This is a genomic window from Alcaligenes sp. SJTW-7, from assembly GCF_047716895.1.
GTDB lineage: Bacteria > Pseudomonadota > Gammaproteobacteria > Burkholderiales > Burkholderiaceae_B > Alcaligenes > Alcaligenes ammonioxydans.
The window spans coordinates 92,455-111,835 of the sequence record NZ_CP136682.1 but is presented as its reverse complement, the minus strand read 5'-3'; the positions used below and the strand labels follow the sequence as shown (position 1 = coordinate 111,835).

Below are 19,381 nucleotides of genomic sequence, written 5' to 3'. Positions count from 1 at the left end.
CATTCTCCTTGCTTAATGCGGCAACCAGGTCAGGCGATACAGCTTTTGCTCGCCTTGGTAGAACTGATCGATTGCCTCGCGCACAGCGGGCGATGTCTTGTAGACCTCCAGGAACTGGGCAATGCGCGGGTCCTGCGCCTTATCGCCACGGGCCACAAACTGAATCGCCCAGGAATCGTCCTCGTAACTGGTCAAGGACAAGGCCTTGGTGGCGTCAAACGCGTTGGACGCCAGGATGAAATACGGAAAGCCCTGGGCCAGATCCACGTCCTGCGTGGCACGTGCCAGTTGCGGGCCTTCCACTTCCACAAACTTCAAATTTTTGGGATTGGAAACAATGTCATCGGGCGTGCCCAGCAAGCCGGTTTCAGGGCGCAGCGTGATCAAGCCCGCATGCTGCAACAAGCGCAGCCCACGGCCTACGTTGACGGCATCACTGGCAATTGCCACTGATGCACCATCGGGCAAGTCGGCCAGGGTGGCGTGCTTGAGGGAATACAGACCCAGGTAAGACAAAATGCCCGGCTGCACGCTGACCAGCTTGAAGCCCTTGTCGCGCACCGCATTGGCCAGGTAGTTGCTGTTCTGGTAGTAGTTCAGATCAATATCGCCCGCGTCCAGCGCCACATTCGGCGTAGCCCAATCGGTAAATTCGATCACCTGCACATCCACACCCTGCTGCTTGGCCTCCTGAGCGGCAACGACCACCGAGTCCGCAAAAATGCCGGGCACAACACCGATTTTCAAAGGAGCTGCGGTCGCTGTGCTACTCAACAAGACGGCGGTCGAGACAAGGCTGAATGCCGTCAGTTTTTTCAAAATTTTCGAGATAGTCATCAATCAAAATCCAGATAAAAGAGAAAGGCTCGTGGCCTGGAACACAGGCCATATCGAAGCGTATGTATGCCTTGCTAAAACATATTTATTGGCTCGCCTTGAGCCATGTGGAGCATCTGTCCTGTATCCTTGCAGCCGGGCCAAAACGCGGTTTTCCAGGTGGCATCACAAAGCACCATGACGCGGCGGGCGCACTCCATTCAGGGCGTAATTACCAATGGCGTGGTACTTCCAGCGCACCGGGTCATGCAGGGTATGGACACGGGCATTGCGCCAATAGCGATCCAGCCCATGCTGAGCCTGCGTAGCGCTGGCGCCTCCCAGCTCAAACAGCTTGCTGCCTGCCAGCACACTGGCACTGGTCGCCAAAGCCTTGGCCTGCGCAACGGCAATGGAGGCCTGAGCCACGCTGTCCTCATCCGGTGCTTGCTGGGCGGCGTCCACAAAGCGGGCGGCGCGGGCCAGTAGCGCTTGCGCGGCACGCAAACGCACATGCACATTGCCCACCTCCTGCAGCAGCAAGGGGTCCTGTGCGGCGGTATCCACGCCAGCGGTAATCCAGGGGCGGCTGTGCTCGCGGATAAAGGGCAAGGTGGCCTCGAAAGCCCCTTGGCCTATGCCCAAATCCAGTGCTGCATGGATGATCTGGGCATAGGGACCAATAGTGGTCGGACGCTCGAAGGAGTCCGTGAACGGCACGACCCATTGCGGCTGCACAGGAACACGTGTGAACTCCACCGAGCCGCTGCCTGTCACACGTTGGCCAAAGCCGTCCCAATCGTCTGTCAGCGTGACGCCTGCAGCCCCACGCGGTACAAAAACCAGATACAGGCGGCCATCATCAGGCGAGGTCGTCAGCGTGGGAATCCAGTGTGCAAACAGCGAACCCGTGCAATAGAATTTACGGCCATCCACAAACCAGCCATCGGGTTCTTTCAGCAATTGCGTGCGACGGACAAAGTCCTTCTTGCCGATCTCTGCCAATGCATTGCCAAAGCGTTTGCCTTGCAGCACTTGATCGTAGAAAAAGGCCTTTTGCTCGTGCGTCGCCCCCACGCGCAACACTTCCAACGCGTAATAGTGGTTTTGCGGGATATGGCCAAAGTTGCCATCGGCCTTGGCAATGCGCTGCACGACACGGGTGAGCACATCGGCGGAAACGCCCGCGCCGCCGTATTCTTTGGGGACCGTGATGCCCCATAAGCCACTTTGACTGAATTGCTCCACCTCTTGATGCGGCAAAATGCGGTCGCGGTCGCGCTCCAGCGCCTGTTGGGCAATGAATTGTGCAAACTGCTCAGCTGCCTGCAGCGCTTCGGCCTCGGACTGGATGAGGTGTGCGGACGTAGAAAACGGGATCGTCATAGCCTCAATTCCATTGGTGATAAGAGGGAGCAATACCATTGAGCAAGTAATTGCCCAACAGGTGGTATTTCCAGCGCACCGGATCATGCAAGGTGTGTACGCGGGCGTTGCGCCAGTGGCGATCCAGGTTATGAGCAGCACGGGTGGACGATGAGCCCGCCAAGGCAAAGAGCTGTTCGCTGGCGTTCAGGGCGGCTTCCGTCGTCAGGATTTTTGCCTCGGCAACAGCCACCGACGCACGGGCGCTGCTATCCGCATCGACGGGTTTGGCAGCCAATTCATCCAGCAAACGCGCTGCCTCCAGTAAAACTTCCTGAGCGGCATCCACCTCAATCTGCAAGGCACCCACTTCCTGAATGATGTGAGGGTCCTGCGTGGCGCTGGTCACACCCGAGTCGGTCCAGGGGCGCGCGCGATTGCGCACAAATTCCAGCGCATCCTGCAGGGCAGCCTGGGCGATACCGGCGTCAATGCTGGCTTGAATCAATTGAGAAATCGGGCCCGACAAGGACGGTTTGTCTACGAAACGCCAGCTTTCCAGCACATGGTCTTCCTCGACCAGAACCCGGTCGAACACCACACTGCCACTGGCGGTGGTGCGTTGCCCAAAGGCATTCCAATCATCAATCACCTGCACACCGGGTGCATCGCGGCGTACCCAGACCTGCACACCCCGGCCTTGCTCATCCGCGGCTCGGAACGGAATCCAATGCGCGAACAAAGCGCCAGTGGAGTAAAAACGTGTGCCGCTAACGCGCAAGCTGCCATCTGCTGCCCGAGCAAGATGGGCAGTGACGTCCGTCATCACCGCTGCCTTACCCTTTTTCTCCGGTCCGCCGTTGCCTAAACGTGCGCCGTGCAGCACCGCCTGGAACCAGCGCTGCTTTTGAGATTCGGTGCCGGTGTCTTTCAGGTTCTGGATCAGCGCGAAATGGTTTTGCGGGATCTGACCCAGGGAAGGATCAGCCGCGCTGATGATGGCAAACACCTGCACCAGCGTTTCGTTGGAAGCTTCCAGACCGCCATAGGCTTTGGGGATAGTGATGGCACCCAGGCCACTGGCGGTATAGCGCTCTATCTCGTCCCAGGGGAGCTGGCGCAGGCGGTCGCGCTCGGCAGCGGTTTGAGCAAATTCAGTGGCCAATTGTCGGGCAACGGCGATGGCTTCGGCCTCGCTGCCAATCACATGAGGCTGTTGGGGAGGCAAGGGCAGACGCTGCTTTGCAGATGCTTCGGGCAACGCTACGCCCTGAGTAATCCGATCATTCATACGGCACTCTTTTCAATGACTAAAAACGGTAGGGATAGACGCAGCCTCCAGCACCTGCGTCCCGGCTCAGGACAGCGCGTCCGAGCAAACAAAGAAGATCAACATTCGCTGCAAAGGCGTCGCCACTACGTGCGCCAGCCCTTGGCTGAGTTCGGATCAACGGGCACGCAGCCTTTGCACGTAACGGTCTCCCGCAAACTGCACCGCTGTGACCAGGGCAATCAGCACCGCAATGACAATCAGCATCACCTGCGTGTCAAAGCGCTGATAGCCATAGCGGATCGCCAAGTCCCCCAGGCCACCGGCACCGACCGCACCGGCCATGGCCGAGGAACTGATCAAGGCCACGATGGTGATGGTGAAGCCACCCACAATGCCGGGCAGCGCCTCGGGCAAATAGACATGGCGCACGATGTCCCACTTCTTGCAGCCCATGGCTTGAGCCGCTTCAATCAGGCCCGAGTCCACCTCACGCAGACTGACTTCCGCAATACGGGCGAAAAAAGGAGTCGCGCTGATTGCCAGGGGCACAATGGCCGCCCACACGCCAATCGTGGTGCCGGCCAGCAAACGCGTGAAGGGGATCAAGGCGACCAGCAAAACAATAAAGGGCGTGGCCCGAAAACCATTCACTACGCTACCCACCGCCCGGTTGATCTTGGGCGACTCCCAAAAGCCATGAGGAGCCGTCACGATCAAAAGCACCGCCAGCGGAATGCCGGCCAGAAAGGCGATCGCCCCCGACACGCCCACCATCATCAGTGTGTCCAGAAAAGCCTGCCCGTATCGCTCAACGGGGATACTCAGATTCCACAACATATCCAATGTCCTCAATGTGATGCGCGATGGCCGCCGGGCCTTGCGTCAGGGATGTCAAATCGGGCAGGCTTACATGCCCTTCAATGGCGACCAGCAAACGTCCGTGTGCATGGCCTTGAATACGGTCCACGCCGCCATGAACCAGTTGGGGCTGGCCGGGCAGGCTGCGGGCAATGTGCAACAAGTCGGGCTCCCAGCCGCCTTCGCCGCTGTAGCTCAGTTGCAAAATGCGGCTGTATGTTCCGGTTTTAGGCGGCTCTTGCACCAGTCGTGCCTGCAAATCCTCCGGCAAGCTATGTTGCAAAGGTGCCAACAGCGCCTTGGTGGCGTCATGCTGCGGTTTGCCAAATACACGCCAGACCTCGCCCAGCTCGGCAATGCGGCCTTTTTCCAGCACCAGCACGCGGTCGGCAATTTCACGGATCACGCTCATCTCGTGCGTAATCAGCACGACGGTGATGCCCAGACGGCGGTTAATGTCCTTGAGCAGGCTCAGGATGGACTGTGTGGTTTCCGGGTCCAGGGCCGAAGTCGCTTCATCGCACAGCAAAATCTCCGGGCCGGTGGCCAAGGCGCGAGCAATGCCCACACGCTGCTTTTGCCCACCCGACAAACGACTGGGATAGGTATCGGCCTTGTCTTGCAAGCCGACCAGTTGCAGCAGTTCCTGAACGCGCTGGGCGATGTGCTGCGCGGACACACCCGCCACCTTCAAGGGCAGGGCCACGTTCTCGTACACCGTCTTGGCTGACAGCAAATTGAAATGCTGAAAAATCATGCCGATGCGGCGACGCAGCTGCACCAGCTCCGATTCATTCAGACGGGCAATGTCCACGCCATCGACCAACACCTGGCCGCTGCTTGGGCGCTCCAGCCGATTAATGGTCCGCAGCAAGCTGGATTTACCCGCACCACTGCGACCAATAATGCCGAAAATGCTGCCCGGCTCGATGTCCAGATCAATGTCCTGCAAAGCAGGCACAGCGCCTGCCGAGGACTGATAGATTTTGGACAGATTACGAAAGGCCACGCTGCCTGCCTTCACGGCACTGGACCGCGGTTCCCGTTCCGCTTTGACAGACGCACTGGCCTTGTGAAGCTCACGCTGGCCGGCGGCCTGTTCGGCGGTGTCGCGCACTAGATCGGCATGACGCCGTAATACGGATGTGTAGGCCATATCACTTGCTCGCTGCGCTGCCACCTTGCCAGGGCAAGGTGTACAGATTGGGGTTGTGATCAAAACGGTCTGCAATCGTGTTGCGCACCGCCTGCGACTGCTGAAACAGTTCGACAAACTGTTTCAGTGCCGGGTCATTGACGCGGTCTTTGCGCGTGGCAAAACCCATGGCGTAAAAGGTGTCGGCAATACCGGAATAGACCAGGGCCTTGCCCGCATCCGCCTTGCGACCTGCGCTGACAAAATAGCTGGGCCAGACCACGGCCAGATCTACATCTGGCAGGGAATGAATCAGTTGCGGGCCTTCAATTTCCACCAGCTTGAGCTGCTTGGGGTTGTCCACCACATCATTGACCGTAGCCCCGGTATCCAGACCATGGCGCAAGGTAATCAGGCCCGCTTTTTGCAGCAGCAACAGGCCACGGCCCTGATTGACCGGATCATTCGGCAAGGACACGGTTGCGCCCTTGGGAACCTGGTCCAGAGACTGATACTTGTTCGAGTACAGGCCAATGTTTTGCAGCAAGCCCAGACCAATCAATTCCAGGTCGTAGCCACGCTCTTTGATGGCATTGTTCAAAAAGGCTTCGTGCTGGAAGAAATTCACATCAATATCGCGGTTGTTGACGGCCTCGTTGGGCAGCGTCCAATCCGTAAATTCCACCAACTGAATATCCAGACCCTGCTTTTTGCCTTCCGGGATCAGCGCTTGCACCGCATCCGAGGTTGCACCGGGAATGGAGCCCACTTTGATTACCGCTGCAACACTGTTCCAAGGAAGGACGGCAGCCAACACCATGCCCAGCGCCCAGCGCGGCAGGCGAGCAGAAAAAATCGCAGTCATTACTTCGCTCCTTCTTGCTTGTTCAACCAGGCCAGGGTGTAGAGTCGTTCGTCGTTATTGAACGCGGCTCGCGACACATCACGCACGGACTGGGCGTTTTGATAGATGGAAATGAACTTTTGAATGACGGGGTCGCGAGTACGGTCTGCTTTCACCACGAACTGGATCGCAAACTGCGCATCTTCAATACCCGAGTAGGCCAGCCCACTGGAAGGATCAAAGGCCTTGGCCGCCACGATAAAATGCGGATAGCCCTGGGCAATGTCCACATCCCCCGTAATACGCACCAGTTGCGGGCCTTCCACTTCCACAAAGCTGAGCTTTTTGGGGTTCTCGACAATGTCATTCAGACTGCCCAGGTAACCGACCTCCGGTTTGAGCGTGATCAGCCCGACCTTCTGCAGCAATAGCAGGCCACGGCCCTGGTTCACGGGATCGTTGGCGATGCCTACCTTGCCGCCTTGGGGAACCTGTTCTACCGCCTGATGCTTGAGCGAATACAGCCCCACATTGGCCAGAATGCCCGTGCCCGCGCTGGCCAGCTTGTAGCCGTTTTTCTCAATGGCGTTTTTCAGAAAAGGCTGGTGCTGGAAATAGTTGATATCAATATCGCCGTTATCCACTGCCACATTGGGCGTGGTCCAGTCGGTGAACTCAATCACCTCGACATTGATGCCTTGGGCCTTGGCATCCTGAGCCGCCGCATTGATGGAATCGGCATAGGCACCGGGTACCACGCCAATGCGTAAGGAGTCGGCGGCGATGGCCGGAGAAACAGCCAGCACAAGGGCACTAGCTACGATGAGTTTGGACAGATGCTGGAGCATGGTAAACAGTGCCTCAAAGGGTGGGCCTGCGCTTGCAGGCAAATCTTGGAAGCTTCTATTACATCGACTCCCTTCCCCTGGCACCACAACAGAACAATCATTTACTTATGCTGGCTAATGGCTGGATAAAATTACTTCAAGTTATTGATATTTATATTATTTTTTTAAATAAACTAAACACTGGCAACGATGAGGTATGTGCTATTTCATGCGCGTTTCAAGTTAGTCGTGGGAGAGCAAGGACAAAGGTCACAAATGGTTTTTGTCGGCCTCCGCGCAATTTTTCCAAACTTATATCAAGAAACTTAACTTATAATTAACTTATATTCTGTCCATGAACTCGATATTCTGGACACCCAAAGCCGCCAAACAACTGCGCAAGATCGACAGGCAACACCAAGGCGCTATCCGCGACGGTGTCGGCAACTTGGCTGATATGCCCAATTGCTCCGGATCGCAAAACATCAAAGCGCTGACGAATCACCCGTATGGCTATCGCCTGCGCATCGGAAACTATCGCGTCCTGTTTGATTGGGACGCAGAAATAAGAATTATCGACATCCAGGAAGTGAGAAAGCGCGATGAACGTACGTACTAACATTCAGATCATCAATGGCCCGGACGGCAATCCCGCTTTTGTCGTGATTCCCTACCAGGACTACATCGCCAGCCAGGCCCAGGACGGCGGGCTAATCCCCCACGCCGTCGTCAGCAGCACGATCGACGGTGCAACGCCGGTTCGGGCATGGCGTGAACACCTTGGGCTGACACAGGCAGAGCTGGCCGCTCGCCTGGGTATCAGCCAATCTGCCTATGCTCAGCAAGAGAGCAGCGAGCGGCTACGCAAAAGCAGCCTGGAGCGCATTGCCGCCGCGCTTGGGATTACACCTGAGCAACTCGACTTCTAAGCCAGGAACGGCGGTTTGCAAGCCCACCAGACCCGCAGGGCTACAAAAATCCAAAGACCATAAAAAATCCGCCCGAAGGCGGATTCTTTATGGCAGCAACACAGCTTAGCCGCGAACCTTGACCAGGATTTCATCCAGCCAGGCCAGCATCAGGTCGATTTCGTCAGCTGTGATGTTCAGCGCTGGCATGAAACGCAGCAGGTTCGGACGTGGCGAATTCAGCAGCATGCCTTCTGGAGCGCGGTCGCGGGCAGCAGCCACGATTTCCGGGCCGTCGTCCTGATCCAGGATCAGGGCACGCAGCAAGCCTTCGCCACGCTCGCCGTTCATGCCCCACTTGGCGCTGATGGCCAGCAAGCCTTCGGACAACTGCTTGGCGCGGGCATTGACCGACTCCAGAAAGCCGGGAGCCGTCAATTCATCGAACACAGCCACGCCAGCCGCGGTCATCAAGGGGTTGCCATTGTAGGTGCCGCCCTGGTCACCAGGCTGGAAGCAGGACACTTCTTCGCGGGCGCACAGTGCCGACAGCGGCACGCCACCACCAATGCCTTTACCCAGCGTCATGATGTCCGGACGGACGCCCGAGTGCTCGTAGGCAAACAGGGTACCGGTGCGGCCCATGCCGGTTTGCACTTCGTCCACGATCAGCAGCAGCTTGTGCTCTTCGGCCAAGGCGCGCAGACCCTTCATGAATTCCACGGTAGCGGGAATGACACCGGCCTCGCCCTGCACGGGTTCGAGCATGATGCCCACGGTTTGATCGTCGATCAGCGCGCGCACGGATTCCAGATCGTTCAGCTTGGCTTTCGGAAAGCCTTCAACCTGAGGAGCAAACATGCGATCCCAACCGGGTTTGCCGGACAGGGACATGGTAGCCAGGGTACGGCCATGGAAGGAGTGCTCAAAAGAAATGATCTTGTAAGCGTTGTTCTTGTTGATCTGACCCCATTTGCGCGCCAGCTTGATGGCACCCTCGTTGGCTTCACCACCGCTGTTGGCAAAGAACACGCGGTCAAAGCAGGAGTGCTCCACGATGCGTTTGGCCAGCTCAATAGAGGGCTCGTTGTAGAACGCAGGCGAAGGATTGATCAATTTGGACGCTTGTTCGGTGATCGCCTTGATCACGTTGGCAGGGCTGTGGCCCAGCGCGTTCACGGCCCAGCCCTGGACCGTATCCAGGTATCGCTTGCCGTTGTGATCTTGCAGCCAGGAACCTTCTCCTCGCACAAAGACCAACTCCGGACGCTGGGTAATTTCCATTAATGCACGTACACCGGCCCGATCGAATTCCATAACGGCAAACCTTGATGAAAATGAAAAAAAAAATAAACCAGCCCGGCGGCTGGACAATTTATTCTAACGCAGCCCACCCCCGGCAGGACGCTTATGCCTGGGACAATGGTCATCTGGCCGCGGATTGTCCCTTTTCTGGTACACATCCGCGCCCTGGCAGGCGCCAAAGCGTTTTAAGCCTGAAGTCTTTACGCAGTAACGGGGTGGAGGTGGCTAAGGCACGTCTGTCTAAAACCTGTCATCCAGGCAGCAGCCTGGCAAAGCGCTGCCTGCCTAAAACAAACCGTCCAGATCCAGTTGCCGAGGCTGCTCCTGCGGCATTTCACTGATAGGCAGCAAAGCGCTGGCTTTCACACCCAGCAAGCGCAAACGTCTGTCCAGCACGGCGCGTTTCAAATTCTGGCGGGCGGCGGCCAGAATGGCATCGGCCGCCAGCACCGGAGTGGGCAGGGACAGGTCGCGCGTCACGATTTTGAAGTCCTCGAACTTCAGCTTGATGCCTATGGTTTGGGCGCACATGGCAGATTTGCGCAGATCCTGCTCCAGCTTTTCACACAAGGACTCCAGCACCGAGGACAGGCGGGAGCGATCCATGCGCACGTGCAGATCACGCTCAAACGTGGTTTCACGGCTGATGGACTTGGGGGTGCGATCCGTCGTCAGGGGACGGTCGTCCTGGCCGTGGGCCACGGCCATCAGCCACTGTGCATACCGCAGGCCAAAATGCTCCTGCAGCTTCTCCGCCGGGGTGGCCGCCAGCTCTCCAATCTGCCCAATGCCCAGCTCTGTCAGCTTGAGTACCGACTTGGGTCCAATCCCATTGATCTTGCCCACCGCCAGCGGCCAGATGCGGGTAGGCACATCGTCCATGGTCAGCACGCAGGCCCCATTGGGCTTGTTCAGCTCCGAGGCAATCTTGGAGAGCAGCTTGTTGGGAGTAATGCCCACGGAGCAGGTCAGGCCCGTGGCCTGGTTCACCGCTTGGCGGATCTGCTCGGCCAGTGCGTGGCTGTCTTCGGTCTTATGACTGAGGTCTACATAGATCTCGTCGATGCCCCGGTCCTCGATATGGTCCGAGACCGTGGCCACGGCCTGTTTAAACAGACGCGAATAATGGCGATAGGCTTGAAAATCTGCAGGCAGCAAGATGGCGTCGGGAGCCAGTTGAGCCGCCTTCATTAAACCCATGGCCGAGAACACGCCCAACTGGCGTGCTTCATAGGTAGAAGTCGTGGCCACCCCGCGCCCCACGTAATCGGCCAGACGGGCATGTTGCCAGCTGCCGTCAGGCAACTGACGCGGCGCATCAGCACTGCGCCCGCCGATCACCACGGGGCGGCCACGCAAATGCGGGTAGCGCAGCAGCTCTACCGAGGCATAAAACGCATCCATATCCACATGAGCGATGCGTCGCTCCAGAGGGGTTTCTTCTTGTCCCGTCACCACGGTCAGCCTGTTAACTGTATATACGTACACCATTATAGCGACAAGCGGGCTGGACGCTGGGGGCTACTGAATAAGCGGCAAGATGATATAAATCACTAATTATCGTTACGCTGACGGCGAGCTGAAACTACGTATTGAACCTGTGCCAAGCGCCCGGTTACTATGCAGCCTCTCTATCAGCGACACCAAGCACCCCAACAGGAGGTTTTCATGAAAAAAACAGTATTGGCTGCTGCGCTGGCAGCTCTGGTCTCCCTGCCCCTGGTAGGCCACAGCAAGACGCTTACCTGGTCCAGCCAGGGTGACTTCATGACCCTGGACCCCCATGCTCAGAACGAAAACCTCACCATCACGGGCAGCATGTATGTCTATGAGCCCCTGGTGGACTACGACAAAGACTTCCAGATCGTGCCCAGCCTGGCTACCGCCTGGGAGCAGCGTGAACCCACCGTCTGGCGCTTTACCTTGCGCGAGGGTGTGAAGTTCCACAATGGCGAACCTTTTACGGCTGACGACGTGGTGTTTTCCATCCAGCGCGCCATGGCGCCAACGTCCAACTTCAAGGCCTACGTCAACGGTATCGTCAAAGCAGAAAAGGTGGACGACAAGACGGTGGATATCATCACCGCCGCCCCCAACCCCGTACTGCTGCGCCAGTTGACCAGCGTGTTCATGATGAACAAGGACTGGGCTGAAAAGAACAAGGTCACCCAGCCCCAGGACTTCAACAAGAACGAAGAAACCTTTTCGGCTCGCAACACCAACGGTACTGGTCCTTACAAGCTGAAGTCGCGTGAAGTGGACGTGCGCACCGTCTTTGTCGAAAACGAAGAATGGTGGAACAAGGGCAACAAGGTAGGCAACATCACCGAAGTGGTCTATGTGCCGATCAAGCAGAACGCCACCCGCACCGCCGCCTTGCTGTCCGGCGAAGTGGACCTGGTTCTGGACCCACCGGCACAGGATTTGCAACGCCTGCGCCAACAGTCCAAGATTGTGGAAGGCAACGAATACCGCACCATCTACCTGGGTCTGGATCAAAAGAGCCCCGAGCTGAAATACAGCAGCATCAAGGGCAAGAACCCGTTTGCCGACCAGCGTGTCCGTGAAGCCCTGTATGTGGCCATCGACATTGAAGCCATCAAGAAAGCCGTGATGCGCGGTTCCTCCGCCCCCACCGGCACCATGGTGGCCCCTCAGGTTCACGGCTACACCAAAGAGCTGGCCCAGCGCCTGCCTTACAGCCAGGATCGCGCCAAGGAACTGCTGAAAGAAGCCGGTTACGACAATTCCCTGACCTTTACCCTGGATTGCCCGAACGATCGCTACATCAACGATGAAGCCATCTGCCAGGCCATCGTGGGCATGTGGGCCAAGGTCGGCGTGAAAGCCAACCTGAACGCCATGCCACGCGCCACCTACTTCCCCAAAGTTCAGAGCTACGACAGCAGCGCCTACATGTTTGGCTGGGGCGTGCCGACCTTTGATGCGCTCTACACCCTGCAAAGCCTGATGCACAGCAAGGGCGAGGGCGCTGACGGCTCCTTTAACTTCGGTAACTACGAAAACGCCGAAGTGGACGCCTTGATTGATCAGATCAAGACCGAAACCGACGTGGCCAAACGCGATGCTGCCATCCACAAGGTTCTGGAAATCCATGCCAAGGAAGTGGGCCACATCCCCTTGCATGACCAGATCATTCCCTGGGCCATGGCCAAGAAGGTCAACGTGATCCACCGTGCGGACAACCGCCTGCTGGCTCAATGGACCACTATCGACTAAGTTTTTCCCCACCCCAGCCCCGCCTTCGTGCGGGGCTGGTTCCCATTACCTTGTAGTCATCCGTTTCTACACCAGCCCCCTTGCCGGGCCCTTTCTACACATTAAGGACGACACTGGTCGCGAGTGATCCTCGCGCTCTACCAGGAGACCGCCTATGCTGGTATTTATTATTCGCCGTCTCATCCAGGCTGTTCTGGTGATGCTGACGGTCAGCCTTCTGGCTTTTGTGCTGTTCCGCTACATTGGTGACCCGGTCACCATCATGCTCGGACAGGACGCCACCGGACAAGATCGCGTGGAACTGCGTGCCAGCCTGGGGCTGGACCAACCCGCCCCCGTGCAATTCGCCCGCTTTGTCTCCCAGGCCGTACAAGGCGAATTTGGTCTGTCCCTGCGGCAAGCCCAACCTGTTTCCACGCTCCTGAAAGACCGCCTGCCTGCCACGGTAGAGCTGTCCGTGGTGGCCGCCATACTGGCCCTGCTCATTGGCCTGCCACTGGGCGTCTACACCGCCTTGAAGCGCAATGGGTTCATGGCACAGAGCATTCTGGCCTTTTCCCTGCTGGGGATCTCTCTGCCCACCTTCCTGATCGGTATCTTGCTGATCCTGATCTTCTCGGTACAGCTGGGCTGGCTGCCCAGCTATGGTCGCGGGGAAGTTCTGAAGTTTGGCTGGTGGAGTACCGGCCTGCTTAGCTGGGACGGGATCAAGCATTTAATCCTGCCCGCCATCACGCTCTGTTTGTTCCAGCTCACCTTGATCCTGCGTCTGGTGCGCTCGGAGATGCTGGAAGTGCTGCGCGCCGACTACATTAAATTTGCTCGTGCCCGTGGCTTGTCACAACGCGCCATCCACTTTGGTCACGCCCTGAAAAACACCATGGTGCCGGTCATCACCATTACGGGTCTGCAACTGGGCGGCATTATCGCTTTTGCCATCGTGACAGAAACCGTTTTCCAATGGCCAGGCATGGGTCTGCTGTTTATCCAGGCCGTGCAGTTTGCCGACATCCCCGTGATGGCCGCCTACCTCTGTCTGATTGCCCTGGTCTTTGTGGTGATCAACCTGCTGGTGGACTTGCTGTATTTCCTGGTCGATCCACGTCTGCGCACCCAATTGTCGGGCGCCAAGGGGCATTAATATGTTCGCTAAATTGAAAAATGCCTGGGATAGCGATCTGGTCTGGTCCTGGCGTCACTCCCCCGTGGCCATTGCGGCCACCATCATGGCCCTGCTGCTGTTTATCGGCGCACTGGGTGCCCGCTGGGTGGCTCCTTACGACCCATTCGATCTGACCTCCATCGACCTCATGGATGCCTTGCTGGCCCCGGCCTGGTCGGAAAACGGTTCCCCCCAATACTGGTTGGGGACTGACAGCCAGGGCCGCGATCTGTTTTCGGCGCTGCTGTACGGGACGCGTACCTCCTTGCTGATCGGACTGGCCTCGGTGGCCCTGTCCATGATCGTGGGCATCGTGCTGGGGCTTCTGGCCGGTTACTCCGGTGGCCGTGTCGATGCCTTCATCATGCGGGTGGCCGATGTACAGCTGTCTTTCCCGGCCATCCTGATTGCCTTGCTGATCGACGGCGTGGCCCGTGCCGTCTTCCCCTTGAGCATGCACGATGTTGTGGCCTTTCCTGTGCTGATCGGGGCCATCGCGCTGGCCGGCTGGCCACAATATGCCCGTACCGTGCGCGGTTCCACGCTGGTGGAAAAGAACCGTGAATACGTGCAGGCTGCTCGTGTCATTGGCGTGTCCTCGCCACGCATCATGTTCAGCCATGTACTGCCCAACGTCATGGGTCCGGTTCTGGTCCTGGCTACCGTGCATCTGGCCACCGCCATCATTACCGAGGCCACCCTGTCCTTTCTGGGCGTGGGCGTTCCAGCCACCTCGCCGTCGCTGGGCACCCTGATCCGCATCGGTAACGACTTCCTGTTCTCGGGCGAATGGTGGATCACGATCTTCCCCGGCCTGATGCTGGTACTGCTGGTGCTGTCGGTCAACCTCCTGGGCGACTGGTTGCGTGACGCCCTGAACCCCAAATTGAGCTGAGCCATGACTGCACTCTTAACTGTCCAAGACCTGTGTGTCGAATTTCCGACCCGGCGCGGCGTGCTCCAAGCCCTGGATCATGTGTCCTTTTCCATCGCTCCCGGCGAGGTGCTGGGCGTGGTGGGCGAGTCCGGCGCCGGCAAATCCCTGACGGGTTCCTCCATTATTGGTTTGCTCGATGCCCCCGGCCGCATCAGCGGTGGCCAGATCCTGCTGGAAGGCGAGCGCATCGACAATCTGAATCAGGACCAGATGCGCAAGATTCGTGGCCGCAAGATTGGCGCGATTTTCCAGGACCCGCTCACGTCGCTGAACCCGCTCTATACCGTAGGCCATCAGTTAGCCGAGACCATCGTCACGCACCTGCCCCTGTCCTGGAAACAGGCACGGGAGCGCGCCATCGAATTGCTGGAAGCCACCGGCATCCCGGCCGCGCGTGAGCGTATCGACCACTATCCGCACCAGTTCTCCGGCGGCATGCGCCAACGGGTGGTGATTGCGCTGGCCCTGGCGGCCGAGCCCAAGCTGATCGTGGCCGACGAACCTACCACCGCCCTGGACGTGTCCATTCAGGCGCAGATTATCGACCTGCTCAAAACACTCTGTCGCTCGCAAGGCACTTCGGTCATGCTGATTACCCACGATATGGGGGTGATTGCCGAAACCGCCGACCGCGTGGCGGTGATGTACGCCGGTCGCATCATCGAAGTGGGCCCGGTGCAAGATGTCATTCAACAGCCCAGCCACCCCTATACCCGTGGTCTGATGCGTTCCATCCCCAATCTGCACGGTGGGCTGGAACGTCTGGAACAAATCCCCGGCAGCATGCCGCGGCTAAATGCCATTCCGCCCGGCTGTGCGTTCAATCCACGCTGCGACCGACGTTTTGATCGCTGCCTGGTCGAACGCCCCGAGCTGATGCCCGTTCCCCCTCAGACACAGGCAGCCTGCTGGCTGCATGCACAGGAGTCCGCATGAGCGCCCCAAAACAAGCCCTGGTCCAGGTCAAGGACGCCGCCTGCTGGTTTGATGTGTCCCCGCCCTTGCTGGAACGTCTGGTCTACCGCAAACCCAAAGTCAATCTGCGCGCGGTCGATGGTGTCAGCTTCACCTTGAACAAGGGTGAAACCCTGGCGCTGGTGGGCGAATCGGGCTGCGGCAAATCCACGGTAGCCCGTTTGCTGACGGGCCTGTATTCGCTGACACGCGGCGACATTCTGTTTGATGGTCAGTCCCTGCAATCCATGGACAAGGCCAGCCAGAAAGCCATGCGCAAGCGCCGTCAGATGATTTTTCAGGACCCCTATGCCAGTCTGAATCCACGCTGGCGCGTGGGCCGCATTATTGCCGAGCCGCTGGTTACCCACACGGACATGAGCCCTGCCCAGCAGCAGGCCAAAGTGGCCGAGCTGCTCACCCAGGTAGGCCTGAACGCCAGTGATGCCCAGCGCTATCCGCACCAGTTCTCCGGCGGTCAGCGTCAGCGCATCTCGATTGCCCGTGCTCTGGCTTTGCAGCCCGAGTTCATCGTCTGCGACGAACCGACCTCGGCGCTGGACGTGTCGGTGCAGGCACAGGTCCTGAACCTGATGAAGGATTTGCAGCGCGAGCTGGGGCTGACCTATCTGTTCATCTCGCACAACCTGGCCGTGGTGCACCACGTAGCCGACCGGGTGGGCGTCATGTATTTGGGCCGAATTGTGGAAATTGCGCCACGCGACGACTTGTTCGCACAGCCCCGTCACCCCTACACGCGCATGTTGCTGGGAGCCATTCCCGACATGAGCGGGGCGGGTAAAAGCCGCATTCCGGTAGCGGGCGAAGTCCCCAACCCGCTAAACCCACCTTCGGGCTGTACATTTCACCCGCGCTGCCCGCTGGCCAATGATCGCTGTCGCCGCGAAGCCCCGGCCTTGCTGAAAGCCGGGCCGCAGGAAGTGGCTTGTCATGCCGTAGAAGAAGGGCGCGATCAGGCTTGATGTAAAAACGCTGCGGTCACTGTCAAAGGCAGTGGGTGCAGCGTTTCTTTTATTCTTGTCGACAACCACGCCTGAATGCGCAGGGTGAGGATGTCCTGATGAACAGCCGGGCCATGACGGCCCGGCACTGCCAGATCAGTTTTGTGCAGCGGCAGGCGCGAAATCAGCCAGATGGCAGGACAGGATATCGGCAATGGCACGATCATCCAGGCCACGCGAACGCAGATCCGCGGACAGGGCATCCACGTCGACCCGGGCCAGTGGGCGCTCGGCACCGCGAGGACGCTCGTCGCGTACCACACGGAAGTCGTAATCACGCTGGGCCGTTTTGGCCACTTCATAATGCATGACTTCGTCCACTTCATTTTCAGGCGTAAACGTCAGCACGGTAGGGCGCAGGGAATACAGATCTTCGGAGTTCATCACGTATTCAGTGGCGCAAATGATGACGGTGTCGCCTTTTTGACAGGTGCGGGCTGCCGCGCCGTTCAACACCACGCAGCGCGAGCCGGGTTCACCGAAAATCACATATGTAGAAATACGGGCTCCGCTGTCCTTATTCCAGATTTCCACAAACTCCATGGGTAAAATGCCCGCTTGTTCGCAGATTTCCGGATCCAGGGTGATCGAGCCGTGATAGTTCAAGTCGGCACCGGTCACCTTGATACCATGCAGCTTGGCACGGACCACTTTTTTCATGACAACACTCTCTAGAAACAGGTCCCCGAATACGGACACCTAAGCTTGGCTAACACGCGGTTTGCACCGCGCCCTTAGCCCGATCAGGGCTGGGGGAAAGACTGCATCATAAACCCAGAAATGCGCGCAAATCCGTTTAGACCCACAGATTTGTACGGGAAAACCACAGGTCCAATGATTTTCCTGGCGGCCAGTCTGTGCTGTAATCCCCTCTGCCGCCTCGCACCGGTCTTTTTTATTTTCAATACGATACCGCTTTCCATGCCCAACCTGCTCATCGAGAATATTCACAAACGCTACGGCTCCCTGGAGGTCCTCAAGGGAGTCTCTCTCAGCGCGGAACCCGGTGACGTCATCAGCCTGATCGGTTCCAGCGGTTCGGGCAAAAGTACTTTCCTGCGTTGCATCAATTTCCTGGAAACACCCAACTCCGGCCGTATCGTCATCAAGGGCGAGGAGCTGAAAACCCGTCTGGACCCCAAAACGGACGAGCTGGTTGCGGTCGACAAGCAACAACTCAAACGCTTGCGTACCAGTCTGGCCATGGTTTTTCAGCACTTCAACCTGTGGTCTCACATGACCGTGCTGGAGAACATTACGGCCACGCCCATTCATGTACAGGGCATGGACAAGGCCCAGGCCATTGCCAAAGCCGAACAGTATCTGGACAAAGTGGGGCTGTCGCGCGATCTGGCCAAGCAGTACCCGGCCTTTTTATCCGGCGGCCAGCAACAACGTGTGGCCATTGCCCGAGCCCTGGCCCTGGAGCCCGAAGTCATGCTGTTTGACGAGCCTACCTCGGCACTGGACCCGGAGCGGGTCGGTGAGGTATTGCGCGTTATGCAGAATCTGGCCGAAGAAGGGCGCACGATGGTGGTGGTCACTCACGAAATGAGCTTTGCCCGCAATGTGTCCAGCAAAGTGGTGTACCTGCACGAGGGCCTGATCGAAGAAGAAGGCCCACCGGAAGAAGTGCTGGTGTCGCCACGCAGCCCTCGATTGGCACAATTCCTGGCGGCGGGTGGTTCGTCCAAGGGCTAAGATCTGCGCCTACGGTGCGCAGTGCGGCTTGACGGGTCTTTGACGGCCTCTTTCAGGTCGCTCAGATCGACAGGTCATCGGGCTAGTGAGAAGCAGCAAGTTCGCTGAGCCTGCCCGACTGCGACATTACCGAAACACCTGATAGCCGGAGCGCCGGGCCGCCGGATGTGCCTCGACAGGCCAAACCGCCTAAACACTCCGGCTCCCCCTGAGCCCACATAAAACCAACGGCGCCTTGCGGCGCCGTTGGTTTGTCATCCTGGGCATCCTTGCCTGCAAGCCTGCTCAATAGCGGCCCAGCAGCGCTTCTGACGCCTGTTGCTTCATGCCGCTCAGGACTTGGGGCGTGGCATATCAAACAAGGTCAGGTCTGTAATCTCAAAATAATCGCCGGGGCCGCCGCCACGCAGAATCGGGCGGGGGATGGCGGTGCGGTAAATGCCGTCCACAATGCTGTTGGGCGACACATGCACACCCACCACTTCACCCAGAACCATCCAGGTATTCAGGTCCTTGCCTTCCGAGTCTTTCAACTGAAAATGGGTCGTCACCTTGCACTCCAGCGAGGCAGGGCTCTCGCCCACACGGGGGGCATCGATCAGGCGGGAGTCCGCAGGTGTCAGGCCAGCAACTTCAAATTCGCGCACGTCCTGTTCCAGGCTGGTCATGTTCATGGGCTCGGCCAGATCACGCGTGGCCAGGTTCCAGGTAAAAACGCCGGTTTCAATGGCGTTGCGCACGCTATCCTTGTAGCCCACGCTGGAAAAAGCGATGACGGGAGGGCGGTAGTTAAACACATTGCAGAAACTGTATGGGGCCAGATTCAGCACGCCATCCTTGCTTTTAGTGCCGATCCAACCAATGACACGAGGACCCACAATCGAGCTGATGGGGTCGTGGCGCAGTCCATGGCCTTGGGTGGGTTCATAAAAGTGAAAGTCTTTCTGCACGGTTCTCTCGATTAATAAACACAAGAAACTAAACGGGACTGCGGGAAATCCCGATGGCCCACTGATATACTTTACAACTAAAAT

At 58.2% G+C, this 19,381-nt stretch carries 19 protein-coding genes; 8 read left to right on the top strand and 11 right to left on the bottom strand.

What is annotated here, in order from left to right; translation table 11 throughout:
* Positions 1 to 12: 12 nt before the first annotated feature.
* The 7 genes from RSQ48_RS00480 to RSQ48_RS00450 all read right to left on the bottom strand — a co-directional run bounded on the left by RSQ48_RS00480 (position 13) and on the right by RSQ48_RS00450 (position 7,139).
* The gene (locus RSQ48_RS00480; protein WP_059318397.1) at positions 13 to 837 is read right to left on the bottom strand and encodes a MetQ/NlpA family ABC transporter substrate-binding protein; all 825 of its coding nucleotides are present in this window, start codon (positions 835 to 837) and stop codon (positions 13 to 15) included.
* Positions 838 to 1,002: 165 nt separating this feature from the next.
* Complete coding sequence (locus RSQ48_RS00475) at positions 1,003 to 2,202, bottom strand: SfnB family sulfur acquisition oxidoreductase (protein WP_415302031.1); 1,200 nt, start codon at positions 2,200 to 2,202, stop codon at positions 1,003 to 1,005.
* A gap of 4 nt (positions 2,203 to 2,206) precedes the next feature.
* Positions 2,207 to 3,472 (bottom strand): SfnB family sulfur acquisition oxidoreductase, encoded by a 1,266-nt coding sequence (locus RSQ48_RS00470; RefSeq protein ID WP_219235408.1) that lies wholly within the window; start codon positions 3,470 to 3,472, stop codon positions 2,207 to 2,209.
* A 156-nt stretch (positions 3,473 to 3,628) separates the two neighbouring features.
* Positions 3,629 to 4,291: a methionine ABC transporter permease gene (locus RSQ48_RS00465; RefSeq protein ID WP_003800613.1), complete on the bottom strand. Its 663-nt coding sequence runs from the start codon at positions 4,289 to 4,291 to the stop codon at positions 3,629 to 3,631.
* Positions 4,263 to 5,468 (bottom strand): methionine ABC transporter ATP-binding protein, encoded by a 1,206-nt coding sequence (locus RSQ48_RS00460; protein WP_219235406.1) that lies wholly within the window; start codon positions 5,466 to 5,468, stop codon positions 4,263 to 4,265. The genes RSQ48_RS00465 and RSQ48_RS00460 overlap by 29 nt, the downstream gene beginning before the upstream one ends.
* A gap of 1 nt (position 5,469) precedes the next feature.
* A complete protein-coding gene (locus RSQ48_RS00455) occupies positions 5,470 to 6,312 on the bottom strand; it encodes a MetQ/NlpA family ABC transporter substrate-binding protein (RefSeq protein ID WP_415302030.1) in 843 nt (280 codons plus the stop codon).
* Positions 6,312 to 7,139: a MetQ/NlpA family ABC transporter substrate-binding protein gene (locus RSQ48_RS00450; protein ID WP_003800621.1), complete on the bottom strand. Its 828-nt coding sequence runs from the start codon at positions 7,137 to 7,139 to the stop codon at positions 6,312 to 6,314. Before RSQ48_RS00450 ends, RSQ48_RS00455 begins: the two co-directional genes overlap by 1 nt.
* 334 nt (positions 7,140 to 7,473) lie before the next feature.
* Here RSQ48_RS00450 and RSQ48_RS00445 point away from each other — a divergent pair, with 334 nt between their 5' ends.
* A complete protein-coding gene (locus tag RSQ48_RS00445; RefSeq protein ID WP_003800623.1) occupies positions 7,474 to 7,737 on the top strand; it encodes a type II toxin-antitoxin system RelE family toxin in 264 nt (87 codons plus the stop codon).
* The gene (locus tag RSQ48_RS00440) at positions 7,721 to 8,047 is read left to right on the top strand and encodes a helix-turn-helix domain-containing protein (protein ID WP_415302029.1); all 327 of its coding nucleotides are present in this window, start codon (positions 7,721 to 7,723) and stop codon (positions 8,045 to 8,047) included. Before RSQ48_RS00445 ends, RSQ48_RS00440 begins: the two co-directional genes overlap by 17 nt.
* Before the next feature lie 105 nt (positions 8,048 to 8,152).
* Here RSQ48_RS00440 and RSQ48_RS00435 read toward each other — a convergent pair whose 3' ends face one another.
* Together RSQ48_RS00435 and dinB are read right to left on the bottom strand one after the other, a co-directional pair.
* The gene (locus RSQ48_RS00435) at positions 8,153 to 9,343 is read right to left on the bottom strand and encodes an acetylornithine transaminase (protein ID WP_415302028.1); all 1,191 of its coding nucleotides are present in this window, start codon (positions 9,341 to 9,343) and stop codon (positions 8,153 to 8,155) included.
* Positions 9,344 to 9,616: 273 nt separating this feature from the next.
* Positions 9,617 to 10,786 (bottom strand): DNA polymerase IV, encoded by a 1,170-nt coding sequence (dinB, locus tag RSQ48_RS00430; protein WP_268885614.1) that lies wholly within the window; start codon positions 10,784 to 10,786, stop codon positions 9,617 to 9,619.
* Positions 10,787 to 10,999: 213 nt separating this feature from the next.
* Here dinB and RSQ48_RS00425 point away from each other — a divergent pair, with 213 nt between their 5' ends.
* The 5 genes from RSQ48_RS00425 (at position 11,000) to RSQ48_RS00405 (ending at position 16,607) form a co-directional block, all read left to right on the top strand.
* Positions 11,000 to 12,571, top strand: coding sequence for an ABC transporter substrate-binding protein (locus tag RSQ48_RS00425; protein WP_003800630.1), 1,572 nt, complete (start codon positions 11,000 to 11,002; stop codon positions 12,569 to 12,571).
* Between the two features lie 154 nt (positions 12,572 to 12,725).
* Positions 12,726 to 13,712 carry an ABC transporter permease gene (locus RSQ48_RS00420; RefSeq protein ID WP_415302027.1) on the top strand — a complete coding sequence of 329 codons (987 nt, stop codon included), beginning with the start codon at positions 12,726 to 12,728 and terminating at the stop codon, positions 13,710 to 13,712.
* Between the two features lies 1 nt (position 13,713).
* On the top strand, positions 13,714 to 14,628 hold the full coding sequence (locus RSQ48_RS00415) for an ABC transporter permease (RefSeq protein ID WP_003800632.1): 915 nt from the start codon (positions 13,714 to 13,716) through the stop codon (positions 14,626 to 14,628).
* 3 nt (positions 14,629 to 14,631) lie between these two features.
* Positions 14,632 to 15,606, top strand: coding sequence for an ABC transporter ATP-binding protein (locus RSQ48_RS00410; protein ID WP_003800633.1), 975 nt, complete (start codon positions 14,632 to 14,634; stop codon positions 15,604 to 15,606).
* On the top strand, positions 15,603 to 16,607 hold the full coding sequence (locus tag RSQ48_RS00405) for an ABC transporter ATP-binding protein (protein WP_059318404.1): 1,005 nt from the start codon (positions 15,603 to 15,605) through the stop codon (positions 16,605 to 16,607). Before RSQ48_RS00410 ends, RSQ48_RS00405 begins: the two co-directional genes overlap by 4 nt.
* A 135-nt stretch (positions 16,608 to 16,742) precedes the next feature.
* Here the strand turns inward: RSQ48_RS00405 and panD are convergent, their stop codons facing one another.
* On the bottom strand, positions 16,743 to 17,306 hold the full coding sequence (gene panD, locus RSQ48_RS00400; RefSeq protein WP_003800635.1) for an aspartate 1-decarboxylase: 564 nt from the start codon (positions 17,304 to 17,306) through the stop codon (positions 16,743 to 16,745).
* A gap of 261 nt (positions 17,307 to 17,567) precedes the next feature.
* On the opposite strand from panD, the gene RSQ48_RS00395 reads away from it, so the two are divergent.
* The gene (locus tag RSQ48_RS00395; RefSeq protein ID WP_003800636.1) at positions 17,568 to 18,347 is read left to right on the top strand and encodes an ABC transporter ATP-binding protein; all 780 of its coding nucleotides are present in this window, start codon (positions 17,568 to 17,570) and stop codon (positions 18,345 to 18,347) included.
* Between the two features lie 332 nt (positions 18,348 to 18,679).
* Here the strand turns inward: RSQ48_RS00395 and RSQ48_RS00390 are convergent, their stop codons facing one another.
* A complete protein-coding gene (locus RSQ48_RS00390; protein ID WP_003800637.1) occupies positions 18,680 to 19,297 on the bottom strand; it encodes a flavin reductase family protein in 618 nt (205 codons plus the stop codon).
* Positions 19,298 to 19,381 lie beyond the last annotated feature (84 nt).